This window comes from Streptomyces sp. NBC_00005, assembly GCF_045160215.1.
GTDB lineage: Bacteria > Actinomycetota > Actinomycetes > Streptomycetales > Streptomycetaceae > Streptomyces.
The window spans coordinates 10,217,634-10,233,377 of record NZ_CP108316.1 but is presented as its reverse complement, the minus strand read 5'-3'; the positions used below and the strand labels follow the sequence as shown (position 1 = coordinate 10,233,377).

Here is a 15,744-nt window from a genome sequence, read left to right as displayed (position 1 = left end):
AGCGCCGGACTCGCGGACTCAGCACCCCTCCACCTCCTGCTCGGTTGTCCCTGCCGCCCACTCCCCCGGCCGAGCGACGGTTCGGCGTTCGCCGCAGCCGGCCGCGCCCGATCGGCGCGGGACCATCCGAGACGAAGGCAGGACGCACCGATGAAGACCTCTGTACGAGCCGGGCTGGCCGGGGCGCTCGCCGTCGGGGTACTGGCCGCCGCGGTCGGCGTCGCTCGCCAGGACGACGGTGGCGACCCTGCCCCGCCCAAGGGTCCGTATGTCGCGCTGGGCGACTCCTACACCGCAGGCCCGAAGATCCCGGACCAGCACGGCACGCCCGCCGGCTGCGACCGTTCCGACCGCAACTACCCCGCGCTGGTGGCGCGCCGACTCGGCCTCGGGGCGGGCGACTTCCGGGATGTGAGCTGCAGCGGCGCCACCATCGACGACCTCTCCGGCGCCCAGGTCACCGACGACGGCACCAACTCGGCCCAGCTCTCGGCCCTGTCCGCCAGGACGCGGCTGGTCACCCTGGGCATCGGCGGGAACGACATCGGCTTCAGCTCGATGATCAAGAGGTGCGTGGAGCAGGGGGTGATCTACTACGCGATCGGCGGCGGCAAGCAGGCCGGTGCGGGCGCCCCGTGCCGCGCGCGCTACGCGGCCGGAGGCACCGACGAGGTGAAGAAGAAGATCAACGCGCTGGACGAACGGCTCACCCGGGCACTGAACGAGGTGAGGCGCCGGGCGCCCGAGGCCCGCGTCTACATCGTCGGCTACCCCGCGATCCTGCCGGCCAAGAACTCCGGCTGCGGGCGCGAGATGGGCCTCGCGCCCGGCGACGTCGCCTACCTGCACGAGAAGGAGCAGGAGCTCAACACGGTGCTGCGGGCCCGTGCCCGGGCAGCAGGGGTCGTATACGTCGACACCTACTCGCCCTCCGAGGGCCGCGACGCCTGCTCGGCCCGGGAAACGCGCTGGGTCGAGCCGCTCGTCCCCCTCGCTCCCGCCGCCTCCGTCCATCCCAACGAACGCGGCGAGCGGGGCATGGCCGACGCCGTCCTGAAGAGCCTCGGCGCCGCGGACTGAGCCGCGCCGAAGAGGCTCAGGACGGGTCAGCGGCCCGGTGCCACCGGGGCCAGCCACAGGCCGACGATCGCGTCGGCGAGGCCGATGGCGGCGTCGTGCCAGTTGGAGCGGGGGGTGGCCCTGTTCTCGGCGAGCGCACGCTCCCGTTCGGCGGGCATGTGGACGATCAGGTGGCGGGCCATCTCGCCTCGTTCGGCACGGACCTCGGCGGGCAGCTCGGGCAGACACCGGTTCAGTCCCTCGATGATCTGCCGCAGCGACGGGGAGGCGAGGGACTCCTCCACCAGGATGTCGTGGAGCGCGGGGTCGGTCATCAGCTGCGCGCAGAACCGCGCGTACCAGGTGGGGCCGCCCAGGTCCGCGAGATGTTCGGGCATCGGGCGCACCAGACAGTCCACCCAGCCCCGTACGTCGGTGGAGTCGCCGATCCCGGTCAGCAGCCGGGCGCGGATCTCCTCGGTGCGCGCCTCGTGCTTGCGGACGATCGCGCGGACCAGGTCGGCCTTGGTCCCGAAGTGGTAGCCGACGGCGGCGTTGTTGCCCTGCCCGGCGGCCTCGCTGACCTGACGGTTGGACACCGCGTACACGCCGCGCTCGGCGAACAGCCGTTCCGCCGCGGTCAGGATCAGCTCCCGGGTCGCGCCGACCTGCTCCGCCCGTGCCGTCCTGTCGGCCATGCTCACCATCGCACCGGGACTTCGCTCAGCCCTCCGACGGCCAGTCCCTCGAACCGTCGCAGGTCCGCCGCGGGCGCGGCGAGTTCCAGCGACGGAAGCCTACGCAACAGCACGTCGAGGACGGTCCGCAGCTCCGTGCGGGCCGGCTCCTGGCCCAAGCAGGAGTGGGCTCCGGTGCCGAAGGACAGATGGGGGCCCGGGCTACGGTCGAGCACCGTCTCCTGCGGCGTGTCGAAGACGGTCTCGTCCCGGTTGGCGGCCGCCGTGCCGCACAGCGCGGTCGTGCCCGGCGGCAGTGCGCGACCCGCGCTCTCGGCTTCCTCGACGAGGTGTCGCGGCATACCGACGCCCGGGTCGGCGTCGAAGCGCAACGCCTCCTCGACGGCGGGGCGGACCAGCGAGCGGTCGGCGAGCGGCCGTCCCCGGCGACGGCGGTCGGCGAGCAACAGGGCGACCGTCCTGCCGGTCACGTTCGTGGTGGTTTCCTGTCCGGCGACCGGCTGGGCCCGTCCCGTGAACACCAACTCCCGTTCGAACAGAGGAGGTCGGCACTGGAGGTCGCCCGCCTGGCGTAGACGTGCGCGGCCACGTGGTCGACGAGCTTCTCGGTCATCGTCTTGTTTCCCGGCCGCAGCGCGGCCACCCGCTCGGCCGTGAACCACCTGCCGGCCGTCGGGCGCCACCTCCGGTGCGCCTCCCCGCGCGCGGGGATGCCATGGCTGCCGCGCCGGCTGGACCGGCTGCTGCCCGTGGTCGACGTGGAGGGCGGGACGCTCACCCGCAAGGACCCGAGCGGTCCGGCCGTGGCCGAGCGCACCGCCCAGGAGTCCGCCCGCGTCTGACCTCCCCGCCTTTCCTCGAGGGGTCGCCCGTGTGGCAGGACACGGGCGGCCCTCGCCCGTCGTTACCGGCGGATATCACCCACCATGGCTTCCAGGACCCGACCGGAGAGACGCGATGAGCATCCCTTGGCAGCGATACGCGGACGAACACGTCGGCGCCCTCGACACCATGACGGCCGCGTTCCTGTTCGCCGCCTTGCTCCTCGGCAGCGAGATCCGCCTGCCCGACACCCACCAGCCGGACGCCGCGGGCCCCACCATCGCTCTGGCGGCCCTGTCCTGCGGGGCCCTGTTGTGGCGGCGCACCCACCCCCGCACCGCCGTCACGGCGACCGCGCTCCGGGCGGCCGACGCCGGTGCGTTGGGCCATCTGCTCACGCCTCTGCTGCCGGCGCCGGTCATGCTCGCGCTCTACCGGCCGACTGTCGGCCACCGTGGGAGTGCGGCGCCAGAAGGACGACCCCGGCACGCCCCTGGCGCCCGCTCCGGGGCTCGGACAACTCACCGAGCTGACGGACGCGTTCACGTCCACGGGCCTGACCGTCCAGGTGAATACGGAGGGCATGTGCCAGCCGCTGACGCCCGGGGTGGACCTGACGGTGTCCCGCATCGTGCAGGAGGCGCTGACCAACGTCACCAAACACGCCGCGGCCCGGGCAGCACACGTACACCTCCATCACGGCGACGACCAGCTGACGGTCACCGTCACCGACGACGGCACCTCACCGTCGCCGCGGCCCCTGCCCCGGGGCACGGCTTCGGGCTGATGGGCACGCGCGAGCGCGCCCGCTCCGTCGGCGGCGCCCTCCAGGCCGGACACCGCCTGGAGGGCGCTACGAGGTCACCACCCGCCTGCCCCTGTATCCCATCGCTCCCTGACGCGAAGAACTTCCAGGCGCAAAGAGCCAGATCAATGAGACGGAAAGAACGGACACCATGACCATCCGCGTGCTGCTCGCCGACGACCAGGCCCTCCTGCGGGCAACGTTCCGGATCCTGATCGACTCCTGCGACGACATGGACGTGGTCGCAGAGGCCACCGACGGCGGCGAGGCCGTGGCCCTCGCGCGCGTCCACCGCCCCGACCTCGTCCTGATGGACATCCGTATGCCCGGCACGGACGGCCTGGCCGCCACGGCCGCGATCTGCGCCGACCCCGAACTGTCGGGCACGCGCGTGCTGATCCTCACCACGTTCGAGATCGACGCGTACGTCGCGCAGGCGCTGCGGGCCGGCGCGAGCGGGTTTCTGGGCAAGGACGTGACCGCCGACGCGCTGCTCGACGGCATCCGGACCGTGGCCGTGGGCGATTCGCTGCTCTCCCCGCTCGCCACGCGCGTGCTGATCTCGCGCTTTCTGGCCGCCCCCGCGCAGGGTCTGCGGATGGCGGGTGCCGAGAACTTCTCCGCGCTCACCGCCCGGGAGCGCGAGGTGATGGCCTGGGTCGCCGAGGGCCACTCGAACGAGGAGATCGCCGAGAAGCTCTTCGTCAGCCCGCTCACGGTGCGGACCCATGTCCATCGCGCCATGACGAAGCTGGGTGCCCGCGACCGCGCCCAACTCGTCGTCATCGCCTACCAGTCGGGCTTCGTGCAGGCGTCGCCGCCCGCGGGGCGCTGAGTGCTCAGCGTGCGGACAGTTTGTCCAGCCACTGTTCCAGCAGGGCCGACTCGGCCGGTGTGAACACCGGGGACTGTTCGGCACGCAGGCGGGCCGCGAGCGTGGCGGCGGCGACCGGCACCGCGCTGTCCCGCTCGCGTGGTTCACCGGTGTCGGCCGGACGGGTCAGCGCATCGAGGACGGCGTCACGCAGCCGCTCGGAGAACTGCGGGTCCGGGTACTGCTCCGGTCTGGTCAGTATCGACAGGGCCGCCCCGACGTTGGCGGACATGATCATCTGGGTGGCGAGGGCGGGCGGGACGGTGAGCCGGCCGGCGGCGGCGCAGCGTTCGAGGATGCCGTGCAGCAGTGTGTGCGCCTCCTGGGCCGCCGCGGGCGGGGCCGTCAGCTCGGGCGAGTACATCAGGCGGTAGTGGTTGGGGTGTTCCAGCGCAAAGCGCATGTGGTTGTCCCAGCCGCTCTTGAGGTCGGCGACCGGGTCGTCGCTGGGCCGGGCCGCCCGCTTGGAGGCGAGGTACTCCTCGAAACCCCGGTCCACGACGGCGGCCAGCAGTCCGGCCTTGTCGCCGAACAGCCGGTAGAGCATCGGCGCCCCCACCCCGGCCGCCTCGCACACCGCGCGCGTCGAGACATCGGCGACCGGCGCCTTGGCCAGCAGTTCGGTGGCCGCTTCCAGGATCTTTTCCCTCGCATCCATGGGTCCACGGTACGCCATTCGTAGCGCTGATACGAAACGGGATACAGCGTCGCTACGAAATTGTGTTATCGTCGATACGGACAAGTCGTAGCAACGCTAACAACGCGAAGGGTGCAGTCATGACCACTCAGCCACGCACGGACCAGCGCGTCGCGATCGTCACGGGCGGATCACGCGGCATCGGACGGCAAGTCGCCCAGCGCCTCGCCGCCGACGGATTCGCCGTGGTCGTCGGATACGCAGGAAACAAGGACGCGGCCGACGACGTCGTACGCACCATCGAGGGCGCCGGCGGCACGGCATACGCCGCCCGCGCGGACGTCGGCGACGAGACGGAGGTCGCTGCCCTCTTCGACCTGGCGGAGGCCACGTACGGCGGTGTCGACGCGGTCGTGCACGCGGCCGGACGGATGCCCCTCTCCCCCGTCGCCGAGCTGGACCTCGGCGAGCTGGACGCCCTGTACCGCACCAACATCCGCGGCACGTTCGTCGTCGACCAGCAGGCCGCCCGCCGGCTGCGCCCGGGAGGAGCACTCGTCAACTTCTCCACCTCGATCGTGGGTCTCGCCTTCCCCGGCTACGGCGCCTACGCCGCCAGCAAGGGGGCAGTCGAGGCGCTGACGCTGGTCCTCGCCCGGGAGATGCGCGGCCGTGACGTGACCGTGAACGCCGTCGCGCCCGGCCCCACCGCCACCGAGCTCTTCCTCAACGGCAAGGACGAGGAGACCGTCGCCCGCCTGGCCGCGCAGCCGCCACTGGAGCGCCTGGGCACGCCGGAGGACATCGCCAACGTCGTGTCCTTCCTGGCCGGCCCCGAGGGCCACTGGATCAACGGACAGGTGCTGCGGGCCAACGGCGGCATCATCTGACGGCGCGCGACGCCCTTGGAGAGACCGAGTTTCGAGAGGTAGAGAGGAAACAGTCATGAGCGAGAACACCGCCCTGGGCGAAAACACCGTCACGGGTGACAGCAAGGTCATCCTCGTCACCGGCGCCTCCAGTGGTTTCGGCGCCCTCACCGTCCGCGCACTCGCCGAGCGCGGGCACACCGTCTACGCGGGCATGCGTGCCCTCGGCACGCGCAACGCCCGGGCCGCGGCCGACCTCGCCGCCCACGCGGCCGAGCACGGAGTCGACCTGCGGGCCGTGGAGCTCGACGTGACCCGGCAGGACAGCGCGGACGCGGCCGTCGACCGTGTCGTCGACGAACAGGGGCGCCTCGACGTCCTGGTCCACAACGCCGGTCACATGGTGCTGGGCCCAGCCGAGGCCTTCACCCCCGAGCAGCTGGCCGACGTCTACGACACGAACGTCCTCGGCACCCAGCGCGTCAACCGGGCGGCCCTGCCCCAGCTGCGCCGCCAGGGGCACGGACACCTCGTGTGGATCGGCTCCTCCAGTACGCGCGGGGGCTGTCCGCCCTTCCTCGCCCCGTACTTCGCGGCGAAGGCCGCCATGGACGCCCTCGCGGTCAGCTATGCCGCCGAGCTCATACGGTTCGGGATCGACACCTCCATCGTCGTGCCGGGTGCCTTCACCTCGGGCACGAACCACTTCGCCCACGCCGGAGCACCGGCCGACACCGACCGGGCCGACGCCTACGACGCCCGCTACAAGGCGCTGATGGACGGCGTGAACGAGCGGCTGGCCGGGCTGATACCGCCGGACGCCGACGTCGCGGAGGTGGCTCGTGCCGTCGTAAGGACAGTCGAACTGCCGCCCGGCAGGCGGCCGTTCCGGATCCACGTGGACCCGAGCCGTGACGGCAGCGAGGTCGTCTCCGCCGTGGCCGACCGCGTCCGCGCCGAGTTCTTCCGCCGGGTGGGGCTCAAGGACCTGCTGACGCCGACGAGCAGCCTGTAGGCAGCGCCGTTCAGGGGAAACCGGCGGTCGGCGCGCGTGACGGCGAGCCGCAGCGTCGACAAGTCACCCCGTGACGCTCCCCCTGATCCCACCCATGCTGGCCACACCCGGCGCCCTGCCGGCCGCCGTGCAGGACGCCCGCTGGGCCTACGAGACCAAGCAGGACGGCCAGCGCGTGGTGGCCTACCTCGAAGGGGACGGCAGCGTCCTGCTGCGCGCACGGTCCGGGGAGGACATCACCGGCGCGTATCCCGAGCTGCGGCCGCTGGGCTCGGCACTCGGTGGGACGCCGGCCGTGCTGGACGGGGAGGTGCTGGCGCTGGACGCCGAGGGCCGCGCCGACTTCCAGTTGCTGCAGTCCCGCATGGGGTTGGCGCACGCCCCCGGCAAGGCGGAGCGTCAGGCCGCGAAGGTACCCGTCCATCTCGTCCTGTTCGACGTGCTGCACCTGGGCAACAAGAACCTCACCTCGCTCCCCTACACCCGACGGCGTGTGCAACTGGAACGGCTGGGTCTCGACGGCCCGTTCTGGTCCACTCCGACCGCACTCGTCGGGCACGGCGAACAGGCCCTGCAGGCCACCCGTGAGCACGGTCTGGAGGGCCTGGTCTGCAAGCGGCTGGACTCGGTGTACGAGCCCGGCGTGCGCTCCCGGGCCTGGATCAAGATCCGCAACATGCGCAGCGAGGACGTCGTCGTGGGCGGCTGGCTGCCCGGCAGGGGACGGCTGTCGGGACTGCCCGGCGCCGTCCTGGTCGGGCAGCGGGCCGCGGGGCGCCTGCGGTACGTCGGGAATGTGGGCACCGGCTGGAGCGAGGCCGAGCGGTCGCAGATCGCCGCGCTGCTCGGGGCCGCCGCGACCGACGTGTGCCCCTTCGATCCCGTACCGCGGGTCGCGGGGGCGCACTGGGTCGTGCCCCGGCTGGTGGGCGAGGTCCGCTACAGCACCCGTACCCGGGCCGGACTGCTGCGCCAGCCGTCCTGGCTGCGGCTGAGGCCCGACCTGGCACCCGAGGACGCGTCGGCCGACATCCCCGATGCCCGGCCAGACCCACTTTCCTGACACACCGTCACAACACAACGCAACGTTGGACTGCGCTTCACCACTGGTACGCCTGCGACCTCTTGGCCCGGAAGTGAAAACCCGGGATGCTGAACCCCCTTGCCCCCCACAGCCGTTGGGCTGCGCCCGGACCAAGAGGAGGACGCAGTGTCGTCACAGAAGTTCAAGGCGCGTCGCAGGAGATGGCTGACCGGTCTGGCCGGAGCCGCCGCGCTCGTCGTCGCCTTCCCCACCGCCGCCTTCGCCGCTCCGCCCCAGGCGTTGCCCGCCAACGCGGAGGCCGCCGAGTCCACGTACCAGCCGGCCTTCGACTACGACACGGACGGCTGCTACTCCACCCCCGCCATCGGCCCCGACGGCACCATCAACGGCGGCCTCAACCCGACCGGTGCTCTCAACGGGCAGTGCCACGACGCCTCGGACCTCGACAACACGAACAGCTACTCGCGCTACAAGTGCAACAACGGCTGGTGCGCGTACATGTACGGCCTGTACTTCGAGAAGGACCAGGCCGTGGCCGGCAGCAGCATCGGCGGGCACCGTCACGACTGGGAGCACGTCGTGGTCTGGGTGCAGGACAACCAGATCAAGTACGTCTCGACGTCCAACCACGGCTCGTTCACGGTGCACGCGGCGTCCGAGGTCCGTTTCGACGGCTCGCACGCGAAGATCGTCTACCACAAGGACGGCATCAGCACGCACTGCTTCCGGCTGGCGAACTCGAACGACGAGCCGCCGGAGAACGACAAGCACACCTGGCAGTATCCGCCGCTGGTCGGCTGGAACGGCTACCCCGCGGGGCTGCGCGACAAGCTCAGCGCGTACGACTTCGGGAGCGCCAACTTCGGCCTGAAGGACAGCAATTTCGCCGCGCACCTGTCGTCGGCGAAGCCGTCGGGAATCACGTTCGACCCGAACGCCTGATTCCGCCACCGGTCACCGACCCGCTCGTTCCACAGCTCTCGGAGTCATCCTGGTTCCGGGAGCCGGGAAGGGCGGATCATGCCGGACGAGAGACGGACCAGCCGTGGGCGGCTGTCGCGGCGGGGCTTTCTGGCCGCGGTGGGCCTCCTCGGTATGGCAGGTGCGGGGGCCGCGACCCGTGGGAACGGGTACACCATGCCCACCGTCCTCTTCGCCGACGCCGCCACCCAGCGCAGGCTCGGCGGCCTGCACGCGACCGCACTGACCGCGCTCGCCGACACCCACACCATCCACGCGGACCGGGCGGTGTACGACAGGTCGGGCCTGCTCACCTACCCGCCCGGCACCATCGTCCGGGCCGGTGGCGGCTATCCCTCGCCGCAGCGGTGGACGCGGGACGCGGCCGTCAACGCGTGGAACGCGGCGAGTCTGCTGGCGCCGGCCGTCGGCCGCAACACGCTCTGGTCGGTCGTCGAACAGGGCCCGGACGGTCTCGTCGTACAGCAGGACGACCAGTGGTGGGACCAGGTCGTGTGGATCCCGGCCGCCTGGCACCACTACCTGATCACGGGCGACCGGGACTTCCTGAGCCGCGCCTTCGAGACCTCCGTCAACACCCTCACCACCCGCCGGGCCCGCGACTTCGACGCCGGCCACGGGCTGTTCCGAGGGCCGAGCTTCATGAATGACGGCATCTCCGGCTATCCAAGCCCGCCCGCCTCACAGAGCGTGCACTCCTCGTTCGTCCTCGACCATCCCGGCACCGAAGCCCTCATGTGCCTGTCGACGAACTGCCTCTACCACGGCGCCCATTCGGCCCTCGCAGGCATGGCCGAGGCTCTCGGAGACCAGCAGCGGGCCGCGTCCCTGCGGGCGGACGCAGCGCGCCTGCGGGAGGCGGTCGACCGGCATCTGTGGCGCGAGGAGGCCGGGACCTACGCCTACTTCATCGAGGGCGACGGACGCGTCGACACCTCTCAGGAGGGCGCCGGTCTCGCCCTCGCCCTCCTGTGCAAAGTCGCCGACCGCCGCCGGGCGAGCCGCATCCTCGACACCACCCACTGGCAGCCCCACGGCATCGTCAACGTCTGGCCGCACTTCCCCCGCTTCGACGACCGCAGACCCGGGCGGCACAACGTCATGGTGTGGCCGATGGTCCACGGCCTGTACGGCAACGCCGCCGCCGACGCGGGCCGCACCGACCTCTTCGCCCGCAGCGTCGACCGACTCGCCGCACTCGTCACCGGCAGCGGCAGCGGCAAGGACTTCTACGAGCTGTACGACTCCGTGAGCGGCGACGTCGACGGCGGCTGGCAGGAGGGCGGCAGCGGGCGGGCCGAGCACTTCGTCTCCCAGCCGGACCAGGCCTGGTCGGCAACCGCGTATCTACGCCTGATCCACGACGGGCTGTTCGGTCTCACCTTCACCGAGGACGCGCTACGGCTGCGGCCGTGCCTGCCGCCCCAATGGGGTGCGGTGAGCCTGCACGGGCTGCGCTACCGGGGCATGACGCTCGACATCACGCTCCGCGGGGGCGGCCACCGGATCCAGGCGTGCACGGTCGACGGGCGGCGCGGCGCCCCCGTCGTACCGGCCGACGAAACCGGACACCACACGGTGGACGTCGTCCTTGAGGTCTAGGACCCGCGCCGCGTCCGGCTTCCGTCCCGCGCCCGATCCGGCGCCGCGCGCCGCTGCCTAGCGTCGTGCACATGGACACGAGCGATACGAGCGGACAGCTCGAAGAAGCATGGGAACGAGTCCACGCAACGGGACCGGAGCGCCTCGGCCGGCTCTCCAACCACGCCCCCATGGTCGTCGAAGCACTCGCCACGCGCGGACAGGCGGGCGCCGTCCACCGCTGGCTGGACCGTTACCGGACGAAGCTGGAGGACTTCCCCGACCGCGTCGCCCCGGTGACGGACGCCAACTGGCCCTCGGCGCTGGGCGATCCGCACCGTGCGGCCGACTGGATCGACTACTTCACCCGCACACTCGCCGATCACCCGTGGCGGAGCGTCCTCGCCGTGTGGTGGCCGCGCCTGCTGCCCGGAATGTACGGCGGCGCCACTCACCCGGTCATCCGGGTCGGCCACGCCGTGCGCACCCTGGAATCCGGCGAGAACGCGCCCCGTCGCACCGAACTCGCCCACGCCCTGGGCTACTGGGCGGCCGTGCACCACACCGTGTCCGGCGTCACCCTGCTGCCCGGTGCCGCGACCGCCGCAGCCTCCCTGGACGCGGTGCCTGCCGTGCGGACGGCCGAGAACCCGTTCCCGGCCCGGCTGACCGCCGTACGCCAACTCCCGGACTGGTCGGGCGACGTGACCAACCCTGACACGGCACGCGAGCGGCTCACCGAGCTGGTGCGGGCCGCGACGCACCGCTACGCGACCCACGGGCACGGCGACGAGATCATGTTGGTGCATGCCGCGACGGCCCCCAACGCCGTGCTGCGCACCCTCGGTTCGCTGCCTCGGGAGCTGTGGGTGCCGAGCCTGCACGCGGCGTGGACGGCGTCCGCCGCGGTCACCGCGATGTACGCCCCAGCGGAGGCGGTCGACTACGCGCCGACGGCACGCCTGACGGCGGAGGAGGTCGTAGAGCGGGCCCTCGACCACGGCAACGAGCACGTCATCAAGCTCACCGACACAGCTCTGGACATCGGCGACGAGCAGGCCCTCGCTGCCGCACAGCGGGCAATCGAACTCACCGTGCCCCTGAGCTAGTTGCCGTCGGCCAACGCGTCGCCCAGGGCCGTCCGCGCATACAGCACGTAGTAGCCCTGCCGCCGAGAATCGAGCAGCCCCGCCTCGCGCAAGGCCGTCAGGTGGGCCGACACGGTGGACGGCGCCAGGCCGTGCCGGCGGGCCAGTTCCGTGGTCGAGGCGGGGGCGGTGAGTCCGGTGAGGACGGCGGCGCGCTGGTGGCCGAGGAGGCGGGCGAGCGCCTCGGGCGGGCGCGGTGCGGGGGTGGTGTGGAGGCGGCCCATACCGTGGGCGGGGTAGATGACGGTCGGCTGCCAGGGGCGGGCGAAGCCGCTGACGACATCCGGCCACACGAAGACGCTGGGCATGAGCAGGACGCCGCGCCCGTCGGGGAGTTGGGCGTCCGGGACATCCGCGTACGCACGCAGAGTGAGGGTGTGACCGGCCCAGTCGACAGCCGGGTGCAGGCCGGTGAGCAGGTCGTCGAGGCCTCCGTCGGCAGCCCGCCGGGAGCGCTGGGCGATGTCGGCCTCCAGCACGGCGCGGTGGCGGGGCCAGTCCGGGGCGAGCAGGGCGTGCCAGGCCAGTTCGGTGACATCGGCCAGGCGACGCACGGCTCCGGCGGGGTCGTCGAGGGCCGCGCGACCCTGGGCCGACTCGGTGAGACCGGGGGTGCACGCGAGTGAACGGGCCATCTCCGCGCGGGCCAGGGCGGGTTCGGTGGCGCGCATCCGGGCCAGTTCGCCGTCGATGGAGGGGTACGGCTCGTCGGGCGGCGGAGCGAGGAAGTCCGGGGTGTAGCCGCCAGGACGCGGCACGAACAGCCACAGGGGCGAGAGATCCAAGCCGTCCAGGGTGCGTCCCATCCGACGCAACCAGGCGCGGTGGTAGCCGTGCCGGGCCGGACGGCGCAGCATGCGCAGGGCCTCGTGGGTCTGGCACAGCGGCGAGATCGCGAACCGGCAGCGCGTCAGATCGTCGGCGCCCAGGCGCAGGGTCAGCGGCAAGGCGGCCTCCGTGAACGGTTCCGATCGGGACTGATTCGGTCTGCATCGAAACACTAGAGGCCCGTCCCCCGGCCCAGCACGCTTGCCTCCGGCCACCCCGGCCGTTTCCCGACACCCCGGAGGGCACCTGGATGAGCAGCGCACATCCGGCCGCATGGCGCAGGGGCGCCGTCGTCGCGGCACTGATGCTGGCGGCGTTCACCTTCAACACCGCCGAGAACCTCCCCCTGGGCCTGCTGTCGCTCATGGCGGCCGATCTGCGGGTGTCGCTCGGTGCCGTGGGTGCGCTGGTCACCGGGTACGGCCTGACGGTGGCCGTGGTGTCGCTGCCGGCCGCCCATGTGACCCGCTCCGTGCCGCGCCGGTATCTGCTCGCCGGGCTTCTGGGGCTGTTGGCCGTGGCCAGTTGGGCGTCGGCGCTGCGGACCGTCTCGTACGAACTGCTGCTGGCGGCGCGGGTGGTCACCGCGCTCGCGCAGGCGTCGTTCTGGGTACTGATGGGGCCGGTCGCGGTCGGGCTGTTCCCGCCCGAACGGCGCGGCCGGGTCATGGGGTTGCTGTCGGTCGGCGGTTCTCTGGCAACGGTGCTCGGGGTGCCGGCCGGGACCTGGCTGGGTGGTCACGGCGGCTGGCGGGCGCCGTTCGTGGTGCTCGGCGCGCTCGCGCTCGTCTCCCTCGTCGTCATCGCCGGCCTGCTCCCGACCTCCCGTCCCCAGGAGAGTCACGCGGCGTACGGTGCCGCCCCGGACCGGCGCCGGTTCCTCGTCGTCATCGCCACCACCGCCCTGTCGGTGACCGGGGTGTTCGCGGGATTCACATACGTCGCCCCGTTGCTCGAGGACGTCAGCGGGTTCGACGCGGACGCGGTGAGCGGTGTGCTGTTCGCGTTCGGCGTGGCCGCACTCGCCGGTGTCGCGCTGACCGGGCCGCTCCTCGACCGCTTCCCACGCGCCACGCTCACCGTGCCGGTGCTCACCCAGGCGATTGCCCTGCTCGGCCTGTACGCGGGCGCGAGCAGTCGGGTGGCGACGGTCGCGCTGCTCATGCTGCTCGGCGCCTCCGTCGCACCCGTCTTCATGGCGACGCAGAGCCAGGTGCTCCGAGTGGCCCCGGGCCGCACCGAGACGGCGCTCGCGGCCAACTCGGCCGCCTTCAACGTGGGCGTGGCCCTCGGGTCTTTGCTCGGTGGCGGTCTGCTGACCCTGGTCGGGGTGCGCGGCACCTTCCTGGTCGGGGGGCTGCTCACGGTGGGGGCGCTCGCGGTGCTGACCTGGCCGGAGGCCAAGGTGCCGGTCACGGCCGTGCAGTCGCGATAAACGCGTGGATCATCGCTACCGGGCATCGCTAATGTGCGCGCATGGACGCGGAAGAGACGTGGGTGAACGCGCGACTGCTCTACCAGGCGCTGCGCGACCACACCGGGCCGGACCCCTACACGGCGGCGGTGGAGCCCTGGCTCCGCCGGGCCGAGATCGAGTACCGCAGCATTCTCGCCGAGGGCGTCGGGCTGCTGGCCCGCACGGCCGTGGACGGACCCGACGAGCGGTGCGGGGACCTGCTGTGGGAGCTGTACGCGATGAGCCGCGTCAGCGACGTACTCCTGCTGGCCTTTCAACCGCCCGCCGACAAGGACGAGCCATGGTCGTCGGCCGTGACGATGGATCAGTACCTGGAGCTGTTCGGCCGCCTGGGCATGACGTCGTTCGAGGAGACGGGCGTCTTCGATCCCTTTCTGCATGAGATCGTGGAGGTCGAGCAGGCACAGGACCCGGACGAGCCCATCCGGGTCACCGGTGTCGTCTGGCCCGGACTGTGGCTGGGGGACCTGCTGTTCAGCCGTGCCGGAGTGCGGGTCCGCGCGGGCGTACGGCACGCCGAGCGCGGTGTGGCCGACCGTTCCCCGCTGTACTGGACCTACCGGCGCCGGCACCGTCCGACCGTCGACCTGTCCATGGGCTGGGGTCACAACTCGCAGTGGCGCACGGACTTCCGGGTGGATCTGCGCACCGGGTCCGGCTACGAGCTCAACGCCTGCGCGCGTGGCGCCATCGACGACACCGAGGGCTTCACCGACGCCTCGCTGACCTCTCAGGAGCGGCGTGAACTCCTGCGTCACCGCTGCCTGCTGCGTACGCCGGTGAACGCCGCCGAGCTGGCCGAGACACCCCGCTGGCAGGAGGAGCTGTATCCCTTCGACGGGCACCTGCGCACGACCGGAGCGTGATTCGGGTCCCTAATGGGGCAGTAGCGCACAGAGGCCCCCTTCCGGAGGTCTATCGTGTCCGCATGTCCGTCCCCGAACTGATCCGTATCGTCTCCCGCGACTCGCCCATGGCCCTCGCCCAAGTGGAGCGTGTCCGCGCCGAGTTGACAGCTCTGCATCCCGGTGTGCGCACCGAGGTCGTACCGGTGAAGACGACCGGCGACAAGTGGATGGGCGATCTCGCCAAGGTCGAGGGCAAGGGGGCGTTCACCAAGGAGGTGGACGCCGCGCTGCTGGCGGGCGCGGCCGATCTCGCGGTGCACTGCGTCAAGGATGTGCCCGCCGACCGGCCGCTGCCCGCGGGGACGACGTTCGCCGCGTTCCTGAAGCGGGACGACATCCGTGACGCTCTGATCCATCCGGGCGGTCTCACCCTGGACGAGCTCCCGGACGGGACCCGGATCGGCACCTCCTCGGTGCGCCGGGTCGCCCAACTCGCCGCCACCCACCCGCACCTGGAGTGCGTGCCGTTCCGCGGGAACGCCAACCGGCGGCTGGCGAAGCTGGCGGCGGGCGAGGCGGACGCGCTGCTGCTCGCGATGTCGGGGCTCGAGCGTATCGGCCGCGAGGACGTGATCAGCGAGGTCCTCTCTCCGGAGACGATGATGCCGCCGATCGGCGCGGGCATCCTCGCCCTGCAGTGCCGGGAGGGCGACGCCGAGCTCATCGACGCGGTCAGCGGGCTGGGCGATCCGGACACGCATCGGGAGGCCACCGCCGAGCGCATGTTCCTGCACGTCCTGCAGGGTCACTGCAACAGCCCGATCGCCGGGTACGCGCGCGTGGACCACGGCGGCGAACTGTCCCTGCGGGCCTGTGTGTTCACGCCGGACGGCAAGACGCGCCTCAACGCCCACGAGTGGGCCGGCCGGCTCGACCCGGCCACCCTGGGCACCTCGGTCGCCGTGGCCCTGCTGCGTCAGGGCGCCCGCGAGATCATCGACGGCATCCCGCACTAGAGACCGTCGTTCGGATCAGGTCGGCCGACTTCGGGATCAGG

17 protein-coding genes are annotated in these 15,744 nt (G+C 71.9%); 13 read left to right on the top strand and 4 right to left on the bottom strand.

Translation table 11 applies throughout. From position 1 onward, the window contains the following. Window positions 1-150: 150 nt before the first annotated feature. On the top strand, window positions 151-1,080 hold the full coding sequence (locus OG303_RS46765) for an SGNH/GDSL hydrolase family protein (protein WP_405876140.1): 930 nt from the start codon (window positions 151-153) through the stop codon (window positions 1,078-1,080). A 26-nt stretch (window positions 1,081-1,106) separates the two neighbouring features. Here the strand turns inward: OG303_RS46765 and OG303_RS46760 are convergent, their stop codons facing one another. Both OG303_RS46760 and OG303_RS46755 read right to left on the bottom strand, forming a co-directional pair. Continuing rightward, window positions 1,107-1,766: a TetR/AcrR family transcriptional regulator gene (locus OG303_RS46760; RefSeq protein ID WP_405876139.1), complete on the bottom strand. Its 660-nt coding sequence runs from the start codon at window positions 1,764-1,766 to the stop codon at window positions 1,107-1,109. Continuing rightward, a complete protein-coding gene (locus OG303_RS46755; RefSeq protein ID WP_405876138.1) occupies window positions 1,760-2,227 on the bottom strand; it encodes a cytochrome P450 in 468 nt (155 codons plus the stop codon). Before OG303_RS46755 ends, OG303_RS46760 begins: the two co-directional genes overlap by 7 nt. Before the next feature lie 183 nt (window positions 2,228-2,410). Here OG303_RS46755 and OG303_RS46750 point away from each other — a divergent pair, with 183 nt between their 5' ends. The 3 genes from OG303_RS46750 (at window position 2,411) to OG303_RS46740 (ending at window position 4,219) form a co-directional block, all read left to right on the top strand. Next, window positions 2,411-2,599 (top strand): hypothetical protein, encoded by a 189-nt coding sequence (locus OG303_RS46750; RefSeq protein ID WP_405876137.1) that lies wholly within the window; start codon window positions 2,411-2,413, stop codon window positions 2,597-2,599. A gap of 434 nt (window positions 2,600-3,033) precedes the next feature. Then, window positions 3,034-3,366 (top strand): ATP-binding protein, encoded by a 333-nt coding sequence (locus OG303_RS46745; RefSeq protein WP_405876136.1) that lies wholly within the window; start codon window positions 3,034-3,036, stop codon window positions 3,364-3,366. 169 nt (window positions 3,367-3,535) lie between these two features. Further along, complete coding sequence (locus OG303_RS46740; RefSeq protein WP_405876135.1) at window positions 3,536-4,219, top strand: response regulator; 684 nt, start codon at window positions 3,536-3,538, stop codon at window positions 4,217-4,219. Between the two features lie 4 nt (window positions 4,220-4,223). On the opposite strand, the gene OG303_RS46735 is transcribed toward OG303_RS46740, so the two are convergent. Continuing rightward, window positions 4,224-4,916 (bottom strand): TetR/AcrR family transcriptional regulator, encoded by a 693-nt coding sequence (locus OG303_RS46735; protein ID WP_405876134.1) that lies wholly within the window; start codon window positions 4,914-4,916, stop codon window positions 4,224-4,226. Between the two features lie 119 nt (window positions 4,917-5,035). On the opposite strand from OG303_RS46735, the gene OG303_RS46730 reads away from it, so the two are divergent. From OG303_RS46730 to OG303_RS46705, 6 genes are all read left to right on the top strand, one after another. Further along, a complete protein-coding gene (locus OG303_RS46730) occupies window positions 5,036-5,785 on the top strand; it encodes an SDR family oxidoreductase (protein ID WP_405876133.1) in 750 nt (249 codons plus the stop codon). 55 nt (window positions 5,786-5,840) lie between these two features. Next, window positions 5,841-6,779 carry an SDR family oxidoreductase gene (locus tag OG303_RS46725; protein WP_405876132.1) on the top strand — a complete coding sequence of 313 codons (939 nt, stop codon included), beginning with the start codon at window positions 5,841-5,843 and terminating at the stop codon, window positions 6,777-6,779. Window positions 6,780-6,849: 70 nt separating this feature from the next. Next, entirely contained in the window at window positions 6,850-7,842 is a 993-nt protein-coding gene (locus tag OG303_RS46720) for an ATP-dependent DNA ligase (RefSeq protein ID WP_405876131.1), read from the top strand. Window positions 7,843-7,989: 147 nt separating this feature from the next. Beyond that, complete coding sequence (locus OG303_RS46715; RefSeq protein ID WP_405876130.1) at window positions 7,990-8,766, top strand: NPP1 family protein; 777 nt, start codon at window positions 7,990-7,992, stop codon at window positions 8,764-8,766. Between the two features lie 78 nt (window positions 8,767-8,844). Next, a complete protein-coding gene (locus tag OG303_RS46710) occupies window positions 8,845-10,407 on the top strand; it encodes an MGH1-like glycoside hydrolase domain-containing protein (RefSeq protein WP_405876129.1) in 1,563 nt (520 codons plus the stop codon). Between the two features lie 71 nt (window positions 10,408-10,478). Further along, on the top strand, window positions 10,479-11,495 hold the full coding sequence (locus OG303_RS46705; protein ID WP_405876128.1) for a questin oxidase family protein: 1,017 nt from the start codon (window positions 10,479-10,481) through the stop codon (window positions 11,493-11,495). Here OG303_RS46705 and OG303_RS46700 read toward each other — a convergent pair. Further along, a complete protein-coding gene (locus OG303_RS46700) occupies window positions 11,492-12,481 on the bottom strand; it encodes a DUF5937 family protein (protein WP_405876127.1) in 990 nt (329 codons plus the stop codon). The genes OG303_RS46705 and OG303_RS46700 overlap by 4 nt on opposite strands. Before the next feature lie 131 nt (window positions 12,482-12,612). Between OG303_RS46700 and OG303_RS46695 the strand changes: the two genes are divergently transcribed. The 3 genes from OG303_RS46695 to hemC all read left to right on the top strand — a co-directional run bounded on the left by OG303_RS46695 (window position 12,613) and on the right by hemC (window position 15,703). Further along, complete coding sequence (locus OG303_RS46695) at window positions 12,613-13,797, top strand: MFS transporter (protein ID WP_405876126.1); 1,185 nt, start codon at window positions 12,613-12,615, stop codon at window positions 13,795-13,797. Window positions 13,798-13,838: 41 nt separating this feature from the next. Then, window positions 13,839-14,705 (top strand): hypothetical protein, encoded by an 867-nt coding sequence (locus tag OG303_RS46690; RefSeq protein ID WP_405876125.1) that lies wholly within the window; start codon window positions 13,839-13,841, stop codon window positions 14,703-14,705. A 62-nt stretch (window positions 14,706-14,767) separates the two neighbouring features. Further along, entirely contained in the window at window positions 14,768-15,703 is a 936-nt protein-coding gene (gene hemC, locus OG303_RS46685) for a hydroxymethylbilane synthase (RefSeq protein ID WP_405876124.1), read from the top strand. Window positions 15,704-15,744: the final 41 nt, after the last annotated feature.

Coding starts and splice junctions, on each gene's coding strand:
- OG303_RS46695 (WP_405876126.1), top strand. CDS start 12,613: ATGAGCAGCGCACATCCGGCCGCATGGCGCAGGGGCGCCGTCGTCGCG.
- OG303_RS46735 (WP_405876134.1), bottom strand. CDS start 4,916: ATGGATGCGAGGGAAAAGATCCTGGAAGCGGCCACCGAACTGCTGGCC.
- OG303_RS46690 (WP_405876125.1), top strand. CDS start 13,839: ATGGACGCGGAAGAGACGTGGGTGAACGCGCGACTGCTCTACCAGGCG.
- OG303_RS46730 (WP_405876133.1), top strand. CDS start 5,036: ATGACCACTCAGCCACGCACGGACCAGCGCGTCGCGATCGTCACGGGC.
- OG303_RS46760 (WP_405876139.1), bottom strand. CDS start 1,766: ATGGTGAGCATGGCCGACAGGACGGCACGGGCGGAGCAGGTCGGCGCG.
- OG303_RS46710 (WP_405876129.1), top strand. CDS start 8,845: ATGCCGGACGAGAGACGGACCAGCCGTGGGCGGCTGTCGCGGCGGGGC.
- hemC (WP_405876124.1), top strand. CDS start 14,768: ATGTCCGTCCCCGAACTGATCCGTATCGTCTCCCGCGACTCGCCCATG.
- OG303_RS46705 (WP_405876128.1), top strand. CDS start 10,479: ATGGACACGAGCGATACGAGCGGACAGCTCGAAGAAGCATGGGAACGA.
- OG303_RS46740 (WP_405876135.1), top strand. CDS start 3,536: ATGACCATCCGCGTGCTGCTCGCCGACGACCAGGCCCTCCTGCGGGCA.
- OG303_RS46765 (WP_405876140.1), top strand. CDS start 151: ATGAAGACCTCTGTACGAGCCGGGCTGGCCGGGGCGCTCGCCGTCGGG.
- OG303_RS46725 (WP_405876132.1), top strand. CDS start 5,841: ATGAGCGAGAACACCGCCCTGGGCGAAAACACCGTCACGGGTGACAGC.